Below are 18,351 nucleotides of genomic sequence, written 5' to 3'. Positions count from 1 at the left end.
GTCGATGCACGAACCTCGAACACGCAGTGCTTCGCTGCGTTTGTGCCTGGAAAATCTGCTCGACTACCTGTTCGAACAATGTGCGCCGCAGCTTGACGCGACCGGCGATGCCGCCTGGCTATTCGGGCCGCTCGTCGCCGACAGCGAGGCCAATTCGCTGCGGATGCCGGTACGTCAGGCGAAACCACGCGCGGCGAGCTTGCCGAATCCGTTTCGCGCACGGCGCGTCTGCTGCGTACGTTATGAAATTCCCGGAGAGACGCAACTGTGTGGAAGCTGCCCCTTGCTATTGACTATGAGCGAAGCGGAAATCGCGTTGCAGGACGCTTCGCATTGACGAGCCGCGCCAGGATAGCCCGACACATCAAGCATTCTGTGGCCGCTGTGGCGACAGGCGCGCTGTTCTTCAGTTCCTGCGCGTTCGCACAAGGCAGCATTGGCAATTCAAGTGGCGCAAACGGCGCAAACGGCGCAATCAAGCAACAGCAGCAGATCTGCACACCGCTCGCCGGCAATCGAAGCATCTCGCAAGCCAGCCCTTCGCTGCCCGCGCGGCCGAAGCGCATCGTCGTGCTCGAATTCATGTTCGCCGAAGACCTCGCCGCGCTCGGTATTACGCCCGTCGGCATGGCCGACCCGGCGTACTACCCGGTGTGGATCGGCTATGACAACGCGCGCCTCGCGCCGGTGCCGGACATCGGCACGCGCCAGGAGCCGAGTCTCGAAGCGATCGCGGCGGTCAAACCCGATCTGATCCTGGGCGTCGGGCTGAGACACGCGCCGATTTTCGCGGCGCTCGAGCGGATCGCGCCGACGGTGTTGTTCAAGTACGGCCCCAACTTTACCGAAGACGGCGCCAAGGTTACGCAGCTCGATTGGGGCCGCACAATCCTGCGCACGATCGGCTGCCTGACCGGCCGCGAAGACGCGGCGCGCGCGGTCGAAGCGAAAGTGGACGCCGGCTTCGCACGCGACGCGCAACGCCTCGCGCAAGCCGGCCGTCGAGGCGAACAGGTCGCGTGGTTGCAGGAGCTGGGATTGCCCGACCGTTACTGGGCGTTTACCGGCAACAGCACGGCGGCGGGCGTTGCGCGCGCGCTTGGGCTCGACCTGTGGCCGCCCGAGCCGACGCGCGAAGGCACGGCCTATGTGAGTTCGGAGGACCTGCTGAAGAAAGCGGATCTGACGGTGTTGTTCGTCAGCGCGACCGAACGCGATGTGCCGCTCGCCACCAAACTCGATTCGCCGATCTGGCGCTTCGTGCCGGCACGTAGCGCGGGCCGCGTGGGCCTTGTCGAGCGGAATATCTGGGGGTTTGGCGGGCCGATGTCTGCATTGCGTCTCGCCGACACGATGACCGACAAGCTGCTCGCGCTGCCCGCACCGGGTGTCAGGAAGCCATAGCGCAACAGCATCGCAAGCAGGAGTCTTTCAATGCTCGTGCCTGCGATTCGTTCAGACTCAACCCTCAGTGCCGTTCGCCACCGCCTGGGTCTGCACAACCTGCGCGGAGCCATATGTTTCGCTGACGATACTGCCGTTATCCAGCTTCAGCACCCGGTCCGCGAGATGGAAGTAGCGGTCGTCGTGGCTGATTACCAGCACCGTCTTGCCGCGCGAGCGTAATTCCGGCAGCAGTTGCTCGTAGAACACCGCCTTGAACTGCGGGTCCTGATCCGCGGCCCATTCGTCGAACAGATAGAACGGCCGGTCCTCCAGATACGCGACGACGAGCGCAAGACGTTTGCGCTGACCGGTGGAGAGGGCACGCGTCGAGAACGCGCCGTCCACCACCTGCACCTTGTGATCGAGCGCGAGCTTCGCAACCAGTGCGTTGGCGCGCGCGTCGGCCTGCGCGCGCGACTGGCCGTTCGGATCGACGATGCCGAGCAATGCGTCGAACAGATGGAAATCGTTGAATACGGCCGTGAAGCGCTGCCGGTACGCGGCGCGTTCGGCGAAGCCGACCGGCTTGCCGTCGAGTTCGATGGTGCCGTCTTCCGGTTCGTATAGACCCGTGAGCACTTTCGCGAGCGTCGTCTTGCCGCTGCCGTTACCGCCGACGATGAACACCAGTTCGCCCGGCCTGAAGGTCAAATTGACCGGGCCGACGCGGAACATCCGCTCGTCGCGCTCATGGAAATACGAATGCGTGACGTTGCGCAATGTGAGCGTTCGGTACGGCTCGTGCGACGCGTGTTCGCCGGGCGGCGGCGCGGTGCGCAGCGCGCCGAACTCGCCCATCACCTTCTCGATCCGGTCGAGCGACACGCGCGCGGCGTTCAGCGTCGGCACGTTGTTGAGCAAGCCGTCGAGCGGCAACAGCATGAACAGGAACACCACGACATAACCGGATGCCGCGGGCGCATCGGCGTGCACGCCAAGCGCGGGCCAGAACGCGGCGACGCCCAGAAACACATAGAACAGAAACACGATCCAGCCGACGCTGACCGCATACGCGCTGAACGCGCGGCGTCGATGGTCGCGCACCTCGCCGATCGCCGAGCCGAGTTGACCGTCGACGAATTGACGCGAGCGCGCCTGATGCAGCTTCAATTCCTTCGCGCCCGTGAACAGCGCGCCGAGATAGCCGAAGAGTTTGTCCTGCGAGCGGCCCGCGTCTTCGAGCGACGCGATCGCGCGCTTGTCGCCTGCGTGATAGCCGATCGAACCGACCAGAATCGCCGCCACCGCGAGCAGGCAGACCGGCCACGACAGCCAGGCCAGATAACCGAGGCAGCCGAACACGATCGAGCCGTGCATCACGAGATTGGGCAGCGCGAAGAACAGCATCGACACGTTGGTGGCGTCGTCGGTCAGCACCGACTGCACCGGTGCCGCGCCGATCCGTTCGACGTCGCGCAGTTCGGCCTCCGCCACGCGTCTTGCGACGTGTTCCCGCAACTGCGCCATCGTGTCCTGCGAGAGGCGCGCGAACAGTACTCCGGTAATGACGCGCGTGACGAGCGCGATCACGGCGCATAACGCGAAACGCATCGCGAGCGGGAGATCGGCCGCGCCCGGTTGCGACAGCGCACGGCTGAGTGTCGCGACGAGCAGCACGCTTGCGATGCCGTTCAGCACGCACGCGGCGAGCGCAATCGCGAAGGAACCGCGCGAGCGCTTGAGCAGCGCCACGATGAGGCGCATGGCCGGTTTGCCGGGTCCGTTAATAGTGGAAGCGGTAGCTGAGGGTGAAGACGAAGGTGGCGCGTCGTAGCGCTCGTTGGCAGCGGTCATCGGCAATGGGTCGCAGTGGATCGGTGGAATGCGGCAGATAAGTGCTGCAAAAAAGGCGGCAATTCGACGGAGCGCAAAGACGCGCCCCTTGCCTGATAGACGAATGGGCGCCGCAAACATTTACCGTGTTCAGCATAAAAGCGGCAGTCCGAACAAAAAAGCAACGGCGGCGGTAAAGATTTTTGATCGCGGTTCGTCACACCCAATGAAGCGGCCCTTTGCGGCCCGCGACTTGGCCGCAGCGGCCAGATCTAACGGATTTCACGCCCATGACGAGCTTCCCGATTGCGTTGCACCACCGAATCCGCGCTCAGGCGCGCATCGATCCCGATGCGCCCGCGCTTGCATCGTTTTCGCCCCACACCGTGCGGCTCACGCGCGGCGAACTGGATAGCCGCGCGTCGCGTCTCTCTGCCCGGTTGAGGGCGGCAGGCGTCACGACCGAGGTGCGGGTCGGCGTGTGTGTCGCGCGCTCGTGCGATCTGTTCGTCGCGTTGCTCGCGGTGTTGAAGGCGGGCGGCGTGTTCGTCGCGCTCGATCCACGCCATCCGGCTGCGCGCCTCGACTGGATCGCGCAAGATGCGGGACTCGCACACGGTATCGTCGACGGTTCCGCCGATGCGGTGATACGCGCGCGCTTTGCGCAATGTTTCGACGTGGAAAGCGCTGCTCTGACGGACGAAGCGGACGAAGCGGACGAAGCGGACGAAGCGGACGAAGCGGACGAAGCGGACGAAGCGGACGGGGCAGACGAGGCGGACGGGACGGACGAAAGCGCGCCGCGTTTCGATGGCGCTGACGAGCCGGTGCATCCGCGGGCGGCGGCGTACATGATCTATACCTCCGGCTCGACCGGCACGCCGAAGGCGGTGGTGGTCGAACACGGCCCACTCGCCGCGCACGGCGACGCGCTCGCCGAATCTTTGCCGATCGACGGCAGCGACCGCGTGCTGCATTTCGCGTCGGTGAATTTCGATGTCGCGATCGAAGCGTGGCTGGTGCCGCTCGCGGTCGGCGGCAGCGTCGTGATCAGCGATCCGCCGCCGTTTCCGCCGGAAGCCACGCACGCCTTCATGCTGCGCGAAGGCGTGACGAACACCACGCTGCCGCCCGCTTATCTGCGCGAATTCGCGAACGTTTGCGAGCGCCTCGGCGTGCCGCCTTCGCTGCGCGTGCTGCTGTTCGGCGGCGAGGCCATGTCGCAGGACAGCTTCGACGAGATTCGCCGCGTGTTCCCGTCGATTCGTCTTGTCAACGGCTATGGGCCGACCGAGACCGTGATATCGCCGATGCTGTGGCCGGTCGATCCGGGCATGACGCCGACGCTCGATGACGGCAACGGCTATGCGTCGCTGCCGATCGGCTGGCCTATCGGGCGCCGTGTCGCCTGCATCGAAGGCGCGGCGCAGCAGGGTGAAGCGGGTGAACTGCTGCTGGGCGGCGTGTGTCTCGCGCGCGGTTATCACGGACGCGCGGCGCTCACCGCCGAACGTTTCCTGCCGGACCCGGCAGGCGTTCCGGGTGAGCGGATCTATCGAACCGGCGACCTCGCACGCGAACGCGCCGACGGCTCGTTCGACTATCTGGGCCGCATCGACGATCAGGTGCAGGTGCGCGGCGTGCGCGTGGAGCCGGGCGAAATCGCGGCGTGCCTGCTCGCGCATCCGGCCATTGCCGATGCGGGCGTGCTGGCCGGGACCCCTAACGGGCGGGCGCAATTGATCGCCTGCATCGTGCTGAATGAAGTCCTGGACGATGAAGCATTGCAGGCGCATCTCTCCGCGCAATTGCCGCAAGCGTGGCTGCCGCATCGGATTGCGCGCTTCGAAAGTCTGCCTTATACGCTGAACGGCAAGCTCGATCGCGCCGCGTTGCGCGATGCGGTTGCAACCATGCCGGTCCCCCCAGCCGCCGATTATGTCGAGCCGCTGACCGCTACGGAACAGCGTCTCTGCGGCATCTGGAGAACCTTGCTGAACGATCCGACGCCGATTGGCCGCAACGATCGTTTTTTTGCTCGCGGTGGAGACTCGCTCGCGGCGATGCAATTGCAAGCGGCGATCAGGATCGAATGGCAGGTGAATCTGCGGCTCGATGCGCTGTTCGACGATCTGCCGCTCGACAAGCTTGCGGCGTTGATCGATAGCGGCGATGTCGAAGCGGCTGTGGGTAAGCATCAGATCACCGTCGTGCAACCCGCGAAAGCGCCGTACGTCGATCGTGCTGCGTCGTTCGCGCAACAACGTTTCTGGGTACTCGCGCAAACCCAGGATGCGGGCTCGGCGTATCACGTCGCCGTGCAATGGGACGTTCAAGGCAGGCTCGATCTCGGCACTTTGCAACGCGCGCTCGATCACCTGATAGAACGTCAGCAGGCCTGGCGCACCACGCTCGTCGAAACCGACGACGGCATCGTGATGCAGCGGATTCACGCGACGTTGCCGGTGACGGTCGAAGAAGCCGACCTGTGTAACGCCAGCAACAAAGCCGAACTCGAGACACAGCTGGCCGCGTTCACGGGGCGCCACGTCAGCTCCGCCTTCGATCTGTCGGCAGGTCCGCTGGTGCGAGCGACGCTCGTCACGCTCAACAGCGACAAGCAGCGCTTCCTGCTGACCACGCATCATTCGATCAGCGACGGCTGGAGCTCGCGCTGTGCATTCGACGAATTGACCGCGGCGTATGCGGCCTTCGCGGCCGGACGCGTTGCGCAACTTCCCGCGCTGCCGATCCAGTACGCCGACTACGCGCAATGGCAGCGCGACTCGCTCGCAGCCGGCGAGGGCGCCCGGCAACTCGCATACTGGCGCGACGCATTGCGCGATGCCCCCGAACCGCTAGCGTTGCCGCTGGACCGTCCTCGTGCGCTGCAACGCGACTATCGCGGCGGCCGTCTCGCGACCCGCCTTCCGGCGACCACGTCCAACGCCGTGCGCGAACTGGCGCGGCGCACGCGCGCTTCGCCGTTCACGGTGCTGCTGGCCGCGTTCGGCGCGTGGCTGTACCGGCTCACAGGCGCGACCGATATCGTGGTGGCTGCGCCGATCGCTCATCGGCAGCGAGCGGAAACCGCACCGCTGGTCGGCCTGTTTCTGAACACGCTCGCGTTGCGTGCGCGCGTCGCGCCGAACCGGTCGTTCGCCGCGTTGCTCGACAGCGTGCGCCGTTCGGCGTTCGATGCCTTCGCGCATCAGGACGTGCCGTTCGATCAGGTGCTCGACGCCGCAAAGCCACCCGTGCGGCGCGGCGAAGAATGGCTGAAGGTCAAGTTCGCGCAGCAGTTCGATCTCGAACTGACGGCTCAATTGCCGGGCGCGTCGGTGCGGATGTCGCCGGGACTGGATCTCGCCGCGCGTTTCGATTTCGCACTCGATTTCACCGACGACCCGCGCGGCATCGAACTGGTCGTCGCCTATGCGCTCGACGGTATCGACGAAGCGACGGCTCAAGCGTGGCTCGATAGTTTCGCCGCGCTCGTGACCGACGCGGTGCGCGATCCGCAACGAACCATCGCGGAGCTGGATTGCGCCGATAGCGCCGGGTATCGCGCGGCGCAGCACGGCCGCGCACTTCAACTCGCCGCCGACAATGTCCTCGCGCTGTTCGCGCGTCATGCGAGTGAAACGCCGCATCGCGTGGCGCTTGCGGACGTCGGCACGCAGATCACATTCGCCGAACTGGACGACGCGTCGGACCGTGTCGCGATCGCGTTGCGGCAGCGGAACGTGGGCGTGGAGCAGCCGGTTGCCTTATGCATCGAACGTTCGGTGCGTTTCGCCGTTGCGCTCGTCGGCGTGATGAAGTCGGGCGCCTGCGCGGTGCCGCTCGATCCGGCTGCGCCGCACGAGCGGCTGGCGGCGGCTGTCGATGCCTGCGGCGCACAGTGGATGCTGACAGCGGCTCCCGAGCATGCAACGCTTGCTATTGGCCGTGCGCAGACGCTCGGGCTCGATACGCTCACGCAAGATCCATCGCTCGCCAACGCCGCTGCGCCACGCATCGCGCCGTTGCCCGATCAGGCCGCGTATCTGATTTTCACGTCAGGTTCGACGGGCACGCCTAAGGGCGTGGTGATCCCGCATCGCGCGCTGGCCGATTATGTCCAGGGGATGCTGGACGAACTCGCGTTCGCCGCCGATGCGTCGATGGCGATGGTCTCGACAGTCGCCGCCGATCTCGGCCATACGACGCTGTTCGGCGCGTTGTGCTCGGGCCGCACGCTGCATCTGCTGCCGGTGCAATGCGCATTCGATCCCGATCGCTTCGCTCACGAGATGCGCACGCGCGAGGTCGGCGTGCTGAAGATCGTGCCGAGTCATCTGCACGCGCTGCTCGACGCGCAACAGCCTGCCGATGTGCTGCCCGCGCATGCGCTGGTGACCGGCGGCGAAACGCTGCCGTGGGCGCTGGTCGAGCGGATCGCGGCGCTTAAGCCTGCTTGCCGCGTCATCAATCACTACGGTCCGACGGAAGCGACGGTCGGCGCACTGATCTGCGACACGTCGGCTCTGGCGGCGCAAGCCGTCTTACGCGCCCATGCGGCGCAGGCCGTTCCGCTGGGTCTGCCGTTGCCGAATGCGTACGCGTGCGTGCTCGATAGCCACGGTGCGAGCGTGCCGCCTGGCGGGATCGGCGAGCTGTATCTCGGTGGTCCGGGGCTCGCACGCGGTTATCTGAAACGCGCTGCTGCTACCGCTGAGCGTTTCGTGCCGCATCCGTTTGCGCCGGGCGAGCGTCTCTATCGAACGGGGGATCGCGTTCGGTTGCGCGCCGATCGTCGGCTGGATTTCCTTGGACGTCTGGACGATCAGGTGAAGATTCGCGGCTATCGGGTCGAGCCGGGCGAGGTGAGTGCCGCTCTGCGCGCGCTCGATGGCGTCGCACAGGCGGAAACCGTGGCGATGGAACACGAAGGGCGCTTGCGGCTGGCATCGTTTGTCGCTTTGTCTGACGGCGCACGTCTCGATGAGCCCGCATTGCGCGCTGCGTTGACCGCGCGTTTGCCGGATTACATGGTGCCGGCCGTGCTGCTGGTCGTGGCTGCGTTGCCCGTAACCGCGAACGGCAAGATCGATCGCGTTGCATTGCGGGCGCTTGCTGCTGCGCCGGTTCCATCCGTTGCTGAAGGCGACACGCCGCGAGGGGCGACCGAGGAAGCGCTCGCCGCTGTCTGGAAAGAGGTGCTCAAAGCCGAGCGTGTAGGCCGTGACGACAACTTCTTCGAGTTGGGCGGCGATTCGATTCTCGTGTTGCAGGTGATCGCGCGTTCGCGCAAGCGTGGCGTGCGCTTCACGCCGAAGCAGTTGTTCGACGCACCGACGCTCGCGCAGCTTGCGCAAGTGGCGACCGCGGCGGATGCCGCTGCAACGAAAGCGCCGCGAGTCCCTATAAAACACGAGGACGCGGCCGCGATCCTCACGCCCGCGCAACAGCGTTTCTTCGCGCTGGATATTCCGCAGCGTGGCCACTGGAATCAATCGGTCGAACTCGATACGCATGCGCCGTTCGATTTCGACGCGTTCGCCCGCGCCTTCGAGGCGCTGCTGACGCATCACGAGATTTTCCGGCAACGTTTCGCGCCGACCGGTCCGCGGGGCGAATGGCAGCTCACGCTAGCTGCGCGCGCGTTCGACGCACTGCCGCTCGCGGCTGCCGCCGCACGCGACGAAGCCGACGCGCTCGCCCAGTTCGACGCGTTGCAAAGCGCGCTCGATCTGACGCGTGGCCCGCTGACGTGCGCATTCGCCGCGATGTTGCCCGACGGTTCGACCAGGCTTTACGTGGCGATTCATCACGCGATCGTCGACGGCGTGTCGTGGCGCGTACTGCTCGACGATCTCGATGCCGCCTATCGCGCCGCCTGCGAGCGCCGCAGCGTGCGTCTTGCGTCGACGGGCACGAGTGCGCAGGAATGGGCCGCGCGGCTCGCCCGTTCGGCGCCCGATGCGGCGCACTCGCCGTTTGCCGCGGAAGTGCCGTATTGGTCGGCGCTCACCGCGCTCTCTGCACCGTACGACGATCTGCCGCTCGACTATCCGCGGGCGTCGGCGACCAATGCCGACGCGCAGGTGGTCATTCAAACAATCGACGCCGATCTCACACGCGCCGCTCTGACGGAAGCGAATGCCGCTTACCGCACGCAGATGATCGAACTGTTGATCGCAGCGCTGGCCCAGTCGCTCGGCAAACTGACAGCTCAGTCCGTTTGCCGCATCGAACTCGAAGGCCACGGCCGCGAGGCGTTGTTCGACGATGTCGACGTGAGCCGCACGCCTGGCTGGCTGACGAGCCATTATCCGGTGGAGTTCGCGGTCGAAAGCACGCCGGCCGCGACGCTCGGCGCGGTCAAGGACACGCTGCGCGCGGTGCCGAACAAAGGGCTCGGCTTTGGGGTGCTGCGCCATTACGGCGATGCGGCGACGCGCGAGGCGCTGGCCGCCGTGCCGCGTCCGCATGTCACCTTCAACTACCTCGGCCAGTTCGATGCGCCGCGCGATGCGCTGCTCGTGCCGCGCTTCGGTGGCGCGGGCTGCGAGCGCGATCCGGCCGGCCCGATCGGCAACGCGCTGGCGATTCACGCGTATATCGACGGCGACGCCGCTCGCACGCTGAAACTCCATTGGATCTACGGCGCGACGCAGTTCGACCGCACGACCATTGAAGCGCTCGTGCAGCATTTCGAAACCGCGCTCGCCGACTTGACGGCCGCTTGCGCCGCACGTCTTACGCAACGCGGCGGCGGCGCGACGCCGGGCGACTATCCGCTCGCGCGTGCCGCTGGGCTCACGCAGGCCGCGTTGGAGCGCCTGCCGCTCGATCTGCGCACCATCGACGACATCTATCCGCTTTCGCCAATGCAGCAGGGCATCCTGTTTCATTCGCTATTCGCGCCCGAGCAGTCGACCTATGTGAATCAACTGGTCGCGACGCTGATCGAACCGGACGTGGAGCGTCTGCGCGCGGCGTTCGAAGCCGCGCTGCCGCGTCACGACATTTTGCGCACCAGCTTCACGCCCGACGAAGCCACGCCGATGCAGATCGTGCATCGCGCGGCGCGCATGCCTGTTGAGATGTTCGATTGGCGCGATCGGGGCGAGGCAGCGCACGATGCCTTTGAAACATGGCTCAGCGCTGACAGGGCACGCGGTTTCGATCTGACCACGCCACCGCTGATGCGCGTCGCGCTGATCCGGCTCACGAACGACCAATGGCGTCTCGTCTGGACCCGCCATCATTTGCTGCTCGACGGCTGGAGCACCGCACGTTTCTTCGGCGATGCGCTGCGCGACTATATCGAGCCGCCGCGTCCGCAACCGTTCGCCGCACCTGCGAAAACCCGTTACCGCGACTTCATCGCGTGGCTCGCGGCGCGTGACGTCGAAGCGGAACGCGCGTTCTGGCTGCAACGTCTTGCTCGCCTCGACGAGCCGACGCTGGTTGCCAGTCGCGAAGCCGAAGCCGCCAGCGCGACCGGGCATCGCACGCGCCGCGAGAGCCTCAGCGCCGGCGCCACCGCACGTTTGACCGAGGCGGCCCGCCGTCTGAAGGTGACGGTCAACACGATGGTGCAGGGCGCATGGGCGCTCGCGCTGCAACGGATGACGCATCACACGGCGGTCGCGTTCGGCGCGACCGTGGCAGGCCGCCCTGACGCGCTGCCCGATGCCGACACCGTACTTGGCCTCTTTATCAACACGCTGCCGGTCATTACCGCGCCGTTGCCGCAACGTCCCGCGTCGGCCTGGCTGCACGAATTGCAGCGAGACAATGCCGCCGCTGCGGAACACGCGCATACGCCGCTCTATGAAATCCAGCAATGGGCCGGGCAAGGCGGCGCTGCGCTGTTCGATACGCTGGTCGTCTTTGAAAACTATCCGGTCGATGAAGCCTGGCAAGGGCGCGACGAACGCGCGCTGAAGCTGCGCGATCCGCGCAATATCGAAGCGACCGACTTCGCGTTGACCCTGGTGATCGAAGCGGGCGCAATGCTCACGATCGACTATGGCTACGACGCCGCGCAAATCGACGAAGCGCGCGTCGCGACTTTGCATCGCGCGTTTGCCGCGTGCCTTGATGGCTTGATCGCCGATCCCGAAGCACCGCTCGGCACGATTTCGATCGCGACGGCGGATGATCTTGCCGCTCTGGCGCGCGTCAATGACACAACGGCGGCTTGGCCGCACGCGCAGCGACAGCCGCTGCATCGTCAATTCGAACAAGCCGCGCAAGCGTCGCCCAATGCGGTCGCGCTTGAGTTCGTCGACGCACAAGGACACATGCAACAGATGTCCTACGGCGCGCTCGACGCGAACGCCGACCGCGTCGCCGCCGCGCTCATCGAAGCGGGCGTGCAAGCGGACACGGCAGTTGCGCTATGCATCGAGCGTTCGTTCGACATGGTGGTGGCGCTGATCGGCGTGCTGAAAGCGGGCGCGGCCTATCTGCCCATCGATCCTGATTATCCCGCCGAGCGCATCGGTTATCTGCTCAACGACGCGAAGCCGGCAGTCGTACTGACGCAACCGCATCTGCGCGAACGCGTCGCGGCGACGGTCGAACGTGTCGACGTAAAGATCCTGAGCGTCGGCGACCTGCCCGGCCGCGACGCCGCACTCGCCGCGCCCGTCAAAGCCGCGCCTGAACAACTCGCCTATCTGATCTACACCTCCGGTTCGACCGGCAAGCCGAAGGGCGCGGGCAATACGCATCGCGCGCTCGCGAACCGGATCGCGTGGATGCAGGACGCGTATCGCCTGAACGCCGATGATGTCGTGCTGCACAAGACCCCGTTCGGCTTCGACGTATCGGTGTGGGAATTCGTCTGGCCGCTTGCCGTCGGCGCGAAGCTCGCCATTGCAGCGCCGGGCGATCATCGCGATCCGGCGCGGCTCGTCGCGGCGATCGAAGCGCATCGCGTCACGACGTTGCATTTCGTGCCGGCGATGCTCGCGGCCTTCGTCGCGCATCTCGACGATTTCAACGCCGCAGGCCGTTGCGCGAGCATCGAACGGATCGTGGCCAGCGGCGAAGCGCTCGCACCGGAACTGGTGACACGCGTCGCGCGACATCTGCCGAAGGCGCGGCTCTACAACCTCTACGGTCCGACTGAAGCCGCTATCGACGTCTCGCACTGGACCTGCAATGCGCGCGACGCCACCGCGGCGTCCGTCCCGATCGGCCATCCGATTGCGAATCTGCAATTGCACGTGCTCGATGCGGCGCTGCAACCGTTGCCGCCCGGCGCGATCGGTGAACTGCATCTCGGCGGCGTGGGACTCGCGCGCGGTTATCTCGGCCGTGCCGCGTTGACCGCCGAGCGTTTCGTGCCCGATCCGTTCGTGAGCGGCGCGCGTCTTTATCGAACCGGCGATCTCGCACGCCGTCGCGCGGACGGCGCGCTCGATTACCTCGGCCGTATCGATACCCAGGTGAAGCTGCGCGGCCAGCGCATCGAGCCCGGCGAGATCGAAACCTTGCTGCGTGCCGGGCAAGGCGTGCACGACGCGGTCGTGATCGTGCGCGATGAACAGCTGATCGGTTACGTCGCACGGAGCGCGGACAACGCGATCGACACGCAAGCGCTGCTCGACGCGTTGCGCGCGCAATTGCCCTCGTACATGGTGCCCGTGCAGTTGATCGAGATGGACGCACTGCCCGTCACGCCGAACGGCAAGTGCGATCGTCATGCGCTGCCGGCACCCGTTCGTGGCCTCGCCGAAGGCAAGCATGTCACGTCGCTGGAAACCGATACAGAGCGCGAACTCGCCGCGATCTGGCAACGCGTGTTGCGTCTGAAGTCGATTGGCCGCGACGACGATTTCTTTGCGCTCGGCGGTCACTCGCTGCTCGCAACGCAGGCGAACGCGCAGGCCAATCTGCATTGGACGCTGATCCTGCCGCTGCGCACGCTGTTCGACGAACGCACGCTGCAACGCTGCGCAGCCGCGATCGACCGCGCGCTGGCGGCGCGCGACACGCATGCGGGACAGGACACCGCGAGTGCGATCGATGCGCTGCTCGGCGAGTTCGAACTGCAATGAATCAACCAGACGATCGGCAATAAAAGTACAGAGACAACCCAGCATGACGACAGCCAAACCGGATCTGCTTTCTCTCGCGGCACGCTTCGCGCTTTTACCGGACGCGCAGCGTACGGCCTTCCTCACGAAGCTCGACGCGGCCGGCATCGATTTTCGGGTGCTGCCGATTCCGCCGCGCACCGAGCGGGCCGCGAGCGTGCCGGCTTCGTTCGCGCAGACGCGGCTGTGGCTGCATGCGCGCATGATCGACGAACCGGCGGCGTACCACATCACCGAACGTCTGCGGCTAGACGGCGCGCTCGATGCGAATGCGCTGCGCCTTTCGTGCGATGCGTTGATCGCGCGTCACGAGGCATTGCGCACGACGTTCGCCGAAAGCGCGGACGGCGTCTTGCAGACCGTTCATGCGCCGTCGCGCTGCCCGTGGCACGCTACCGATATCAGCACGCTGCCCGTACATGAGCGCGAGGCACGCGCCGCGGCCATCGCGCAGGCCGATGAAGCACAAGCTTTCGATCTGGCGCTCGGCCCGCTGCTGCGCGCGCATCTGATCCGTCTCGACGCGACGACGCACTGGCTCGCGCTGACGACGCATCACATCGTGTCGGACGGCTGGTCCGCGGACGTGATGCTCGCGGAACTGGGGTCGTTTTATCGCGCTTATGCGAAGAGCGAGGCGGTGTCGCTGGCGCCGCTGCCGATCCAGTACGCCGACTTCGCGCTGTGGCAGCGCCGCTGGCTCGATGCCGGCGAGCGTGACCGTCAGCTCGAATTCTGGCGTGCGCGGCTGGATGCGAGCCGCGACGTGCTGATGCTGCCAGGCGCCGCGCCGCGTCCGGCGCAACGCAGCGCCCGTGGCGCGCGGCATCGTTTCGCTTTGGACCCAGCGCTCGCGCAACGCGTCAGGGCGCTCGCCAACGCACAGCGCGCAACGCCGTTCGCTGTGCTGCTTGCAGCGCTTAACGCGCTGCTCGCGCGCTCTTCAGGTGAAGCTCAGATTCAGATCGGCGTGCCCGCTGCGAATCGCGAGCGAAGCGAAGTGGCGGGGCTGGTGGGCTTCTTCGTCAACGCACTGACGCTTGCTGCGCCCGTTCCCGCTACGCAGCCGTTCGCTCCATTGGTCGGTTCGACGCAGCAAACGCTGATCGATGCCCAATCGCACCAGGACGTGCCGTTCGAGCAGGTGGTCGAGGCGCTCGGCGTGGTGCGTAGCGCGAGCCACCATCCGCTGTTTCAGGTGATGGCGGCATATGGCGCGCGCCGGGCGCTGCCGTCGCTCGCCGAGGTGCGCGTGACCGAGTTGCCGTCGGGCGCACCGTTTGCCAAATTCGACTTGACGCTGAGCTTCGAAGAGCGCGACGACGGCTCCATCGATGCCTATTTCATTTACGCGCTCGATCTGTTCGACGCCGATGCGGTGGAGCGGCTGGCTGGGCGGTTCATCGAACTGCTGTCGAACGCGACTGTTGCGCCTGAAACTGCGGTCGGCGATTTGCAATGGCTGCCCGAAGCGGAGCGAGTCCAACTCGATGCATGGAACAGCACCGGCCTGAACCACGACGAAGCGTTCAAGCCCGTTCATCAGCGCGTCGCCGAGCATGCGCACGCACGGCCGGATGCGCGCGGCGTGGCCGATCTCAACCGCGCGCTGACGCGCGGCGAAGTGGACGCGCGCGCCACGCGGCTCGCACAGCGGCTCGCCGCAGCGGGTGTGAAAGCCGAGATGCGAGTGGGCGTGGCGCTGAGCCGCTCCGTCGATCTTTTGGTCGGCCTGATTGCGGCGCTGAAATCGGGCGGCGCGTTCGTGCCGCTCGATCCGAGCCATCCGCGCGAGCGCCTTGCACAGATTCTCGACGACGCGCAGATCTCGCACGTCATCACGGAGCGGTCGAGCCTCGCCGCGCTGCCGGCGTCTGACAGACTGCGTGTTTGGCTGATCGATGAGGAAACCCGGCGCAACGATCCGGCGACGGCCCCGCTCGAGCTTCCCGCCGTCTCGCGGCACCAGGCGGCCTATGTGATCTACACGTCCGGCTCGACCGGCAAGCCGAAAGGCGTGGTGGTCGATCACGGCTCGTTCGCGCTGCATTGCGCGGCGATCGCACAGCGCTACGGCGCGGGCGAAAGCGACGTCTTCCTGTTGTTCCAGTCGGTCAATTTCGACGGTGCGCACGAGGGCTGGTTCTCGCAGTACATGTCGGGCGCAGCAGTGGCCGTCACCGCCGACACGCTGTGGCCGCCCGCGCAAACCTGCCGGATGATGGTTCGCGAAGGCGTGACGATGACCTACGTGCCGCCCGGCTGCGCGACCCAACTCGCCGAATGGGCGCTCGCGCACGGTGCGCCGCCGACGTTGCGATCGCTGACGGTGGGCGGCGAAGCCACCTCGCGCGAAGCCTTTGCACTGATGCGCCGCGCGTTTCCGAATGCGCGCATCGTCAACGGCTATGGTCCGACCGAGACTGTGATCACGCCGATGCTATGGATGTTCAATCCCAACGACGATGCCGCGAAGCTCGCCGACAGCGCGTACCTGCCGATCGGCACGCTGGTCGGCGCACGCACCGCACACGTCCTCGACGCCCGCGTGAATCCGCTGCCGGTCGGCGTGATCGGCGAACTGTATCTGGGCGGCGAGGGCGTCGGTGTCGCGCGTGGCTACCTCGACCGGCCGGCGCTCACCGCCGAGCGTTTCGTGCCCGATCCGTTCGGCGCACCGGGTGCGCGGCTCTATCGCACGGGCGATCTCGTCAAGCGCCGCGCGGACGGCGTGTTCGATTTCATCGGCCGGGTCGATCATCAGGTGAAACTGCGTGGGCTGCGTATCGAACTGGGCGAAATCGAAGCGCAGCTCGCCGCGCATGATGACGTGCGCGAAGCCGTGGCGATCGTGCATGGCAAGGGCGCGCAAGCCGCGCTCGTCGCCTATGTCGAGTTGAGCGCCGAAGCGCGTGAGCGCAACACGCGTGCGGATGCCGCGGAACTCGACGCGCATCTGCGTCACACGCTGCCCGATTACATGGTGCCGGCGCATATCGTCGTGCTCGACGCGCTGCCGCGCAACGCGAACAGCAAGGTCGACCGCGCGGCGCTGCCGGAACCGCAGCGCGTCGAGCGTCCGTATCAGGCGCCCGCGCCAGGGCTCGAAACGGCGCTCGCGGCGATTTTCCTCGAGGTGCTGGGTGTGGCGCGCGTCGGCCGCACGGATCATTTCTTCGAACTCGGTGGACACTCGCTCGCGGCGGTGCGTGTGGCGACGCGCGTGGCCGAGCGGCTCGCGCGGGACGTGCCAGTGCGCGTACTGTTCGAAGCGCCGACGCTCGCACAGTACGCGCAGCGGGTGATCAATTCTGCGCACCGTGAAGCAGTGGCCGAGTCGGAAGGCGGCGCATCGAGTCCGCTTATGGTTGCGGATGCACAAGGCGTGTTGCCGCTGTCGTTCGCGCAATTGAGCCTGTGGTTCTTGTGGCGCGCGCAGCCGGACAGCGCGGCCTACAACATTCCGGTCGCGTTGCGTCTGCGCGGGCCACTCGACGCCGATGCGTTGCGCGAAGCATTTGCCGAGGCTGCTGCGCGGCATCCGGCATTGCGTACGCGCCTTGTCGTTCGTGAGGGGCAATGGCCGGGCCAGCGAATCGCCGCAATGTGGCCGGTTGAACTGCCGGTAGTCGATCTCTCGCTTGAGGCGGCCGATGCCGAAGCCGCGCGCGAAGCGGCCGCCGTCGCACTCACCGACGAAGACGCGCTCACGCCGTTCGATTTGTTCGGCGACGCGCCGCTCTGGCGCGTGCGGCTGCTGCGGCTTGGCGAGCAGGATCATGTGCTGTCGCTGGTCGTGCATCACATCGTATCGGATGGGCAGTCGATCGATCTGTGGCTGGACGAGGTCCGCACGATTTATGTGGCGATCGTGAGCGGCGCTGCGCCGGCGCGTGGCGCGTCCGCGGCTGCCGATTCGTTGTCGGCTTCGCACATCGCGCCGGTTTTGCCCGCCGCCGCGCCACGCGCACGGCTGTCGTTCTGGCGTGACGCACTCGCCGACGCGCCCGCTCATGTCCTGCCGGCGCCGCCGTCGGGCCGGGCCGCTGAGCCGCTGTGGGCCGCCGGCCGCGTCGCGTTCGAGTTCGACCCGGCGCTGGTGCGGCGCGCCCGCTCGATGGCGCTCGAGGTCCACGCGACCTTGCCGATGCTGCTGCACGCCGCGCTGAACGTCGCGTTTTATCGGGCGACCGGCGCGACCGATCAACCCGTCGGCGTGCTCGCCTCGACCCGCGAACTCACCGGCGAAGCCGCGCGTCGCGCGCTTGGGCTATTCATCAACGCGGTGGTCGTGCGCACGCGGCTCGCAAAAAAGGATTCGCCCGCGACCTTGCTTGCGCAAGTCCGCGATGCGGCGCTCGCCGCCTATGCGCACGCCGATACACCGTTCGCCGACGTGGTGGCGGCGTTGCGCGCACCGCGCACGGGACTCGGCAATCCGCTGTTCCAGGTGATGTTCAACTACTTGCGCCCAGCGGGCGCGACGGAGCGCGACTGGGCCGGCCTCTCGCTCGACGATTTCAACGACGTCCGGCACCGGGTCGTGTTCGAGCTGGAACTCGACGTGGTCGAGCATCTGGACGGCCGCGTGACGGGTGCGTTCTCGTACGCGAACGAACTGGTCGACGGCGGCTTCGTCGAGGCGCTGACGGCTGATTACCTCGACGTGGTGCAGCAGTTTGTCGATGCGCCACATGCGGCGCTGGGCACGGCGCAAGCGCGCTTTGCACTGAAGGCGCAAAGCGCTTCCGCTACGAGCACGGCCCGCGCACAAGACGAAGCCGCCGACCACGCCCAGGCGCTCGAACGCGTGTGGAGCGATCTCTTTGAAGGCAACACGCCTGCTCGCCACGACGATCTGTTCGAAGCCGGCGCGACTTCGTTCGACATCGTGCGCTTTGTCGATGCGGCGCGAACGGCCGGTCACGCACTGTCGATCGCCGATGTATTCGCCGCGCCGAATTTCGCCGGGTTGGGCGCGCGGCTCGCAGCGCAGGCATCGGCGGTCGCCGAAGTGCGGGACGCCGATTGA

4 protein-coding genes and 1 pseudogene are annotated in these 18,351 nt (G+C 66.5%); 4 read left to right on the top strand and 1 reads right to left on the bottom strand.

Translation table 11 applies throughout. From position 1 onward, the window contains the following. Positions 1–52: 52 nt before the first annotated feature. Together fhuF and AC07WT_RS35485 are read left to right on the top strand one after the other, a co-directional pair. A pseudogene (gene fhuF / locus AC07WT_RS35490) lies at positions 53–337 on the top strand (siderophore-iron reductase FhuF); the annotation flags it as partial. A gap of 38 nt (positions 338–375) precedes the next feature. Continuing rightward, positions 376–1,404, top strand: coding sequence for an ABC transporter substrate-binding protein (locus AC07WT_RS35485; protein ID WP_494950567.1), 1,029 nt, complete (start codon positions 376–378; stop codon positions 1,402–1,404). A gap of 57 nt (positions 1,405–1,461) precedes the next feature. On the opposite strand, the gene AC07WT_RS35480 is transcribed toward AC07WT_RS35485, so the two are convergent. Next, positions 1,462–3,240 (bottom strand): cyclic peptide export ABC transporter, encoded by a 1,779-nt coding sequence (locus AC07WT_RS35480; protein ID WP_494950566.1) that lies wholly within the window; start codon positions 3,238–3,240, stop codon positions 1,462–1,464. 269 nt (positions 3,241–3,509) lie between these two features. On the opposite strand from AC07WT_RS35480, the gene AC07WT_RS35475 reads away from it, so the two are divergent. Continuing rightward, positions 3,510–13,280: an amino acid adenylation domain-containing protein gene (locus tag AC07WT_RS35475; protein ID WP_494950565.1), complete on the top strand. Its 9,771-nt coding sequence runs from the start codon at positions 3,510–3,512 to the stop codon at positions 13,278–13,280. A gap of 43 nt (positions 13,281–13,323) precedes the next feature. Next, positions 13,324–18,351 carry an amino acid adenylation domain-containing protein gene (locus AC07WT_RS35470; RefSeq protein WP_494950564.1) on the top strand — a complete coding sequence of 1,676 codons (5,028 nt, stop codon included), beginning with the start codon at positions 13,324–13,326 and terminating at the stop codon, positions 18,349–18,351.

This window comes from Paraburkholderia sp. GW821-FHT02A12 (genome assembly GCF_059422005.1).
This window is presented reverse-complemented; position numbering and strand designations above follow the sequence as displayed.

Coding starts and splice junctions, on each gene's coding strand:
- AC07WT_RS35480 (WP_494950566.1), bottom strand. CDS start 3,240: ATGACCGCTGCCAACGAGCGCTACGACGCGCCACCTTCGTCTTCACCC.
- AC07WT_RS35475 (WP_494950565.1), top strand. CDS start 3,510: ATGACGAGCTTCCCGATTGCGTTGCACCACCGAATCCGCGCTCAGGCG.
- AC07WT_RS35470 (WP_494950564.1), top strand. CDS start 13,324: ATGACGACAGCCAAACCGGATCTGCTTTCTCTCGCGGCACGCTTCGCG.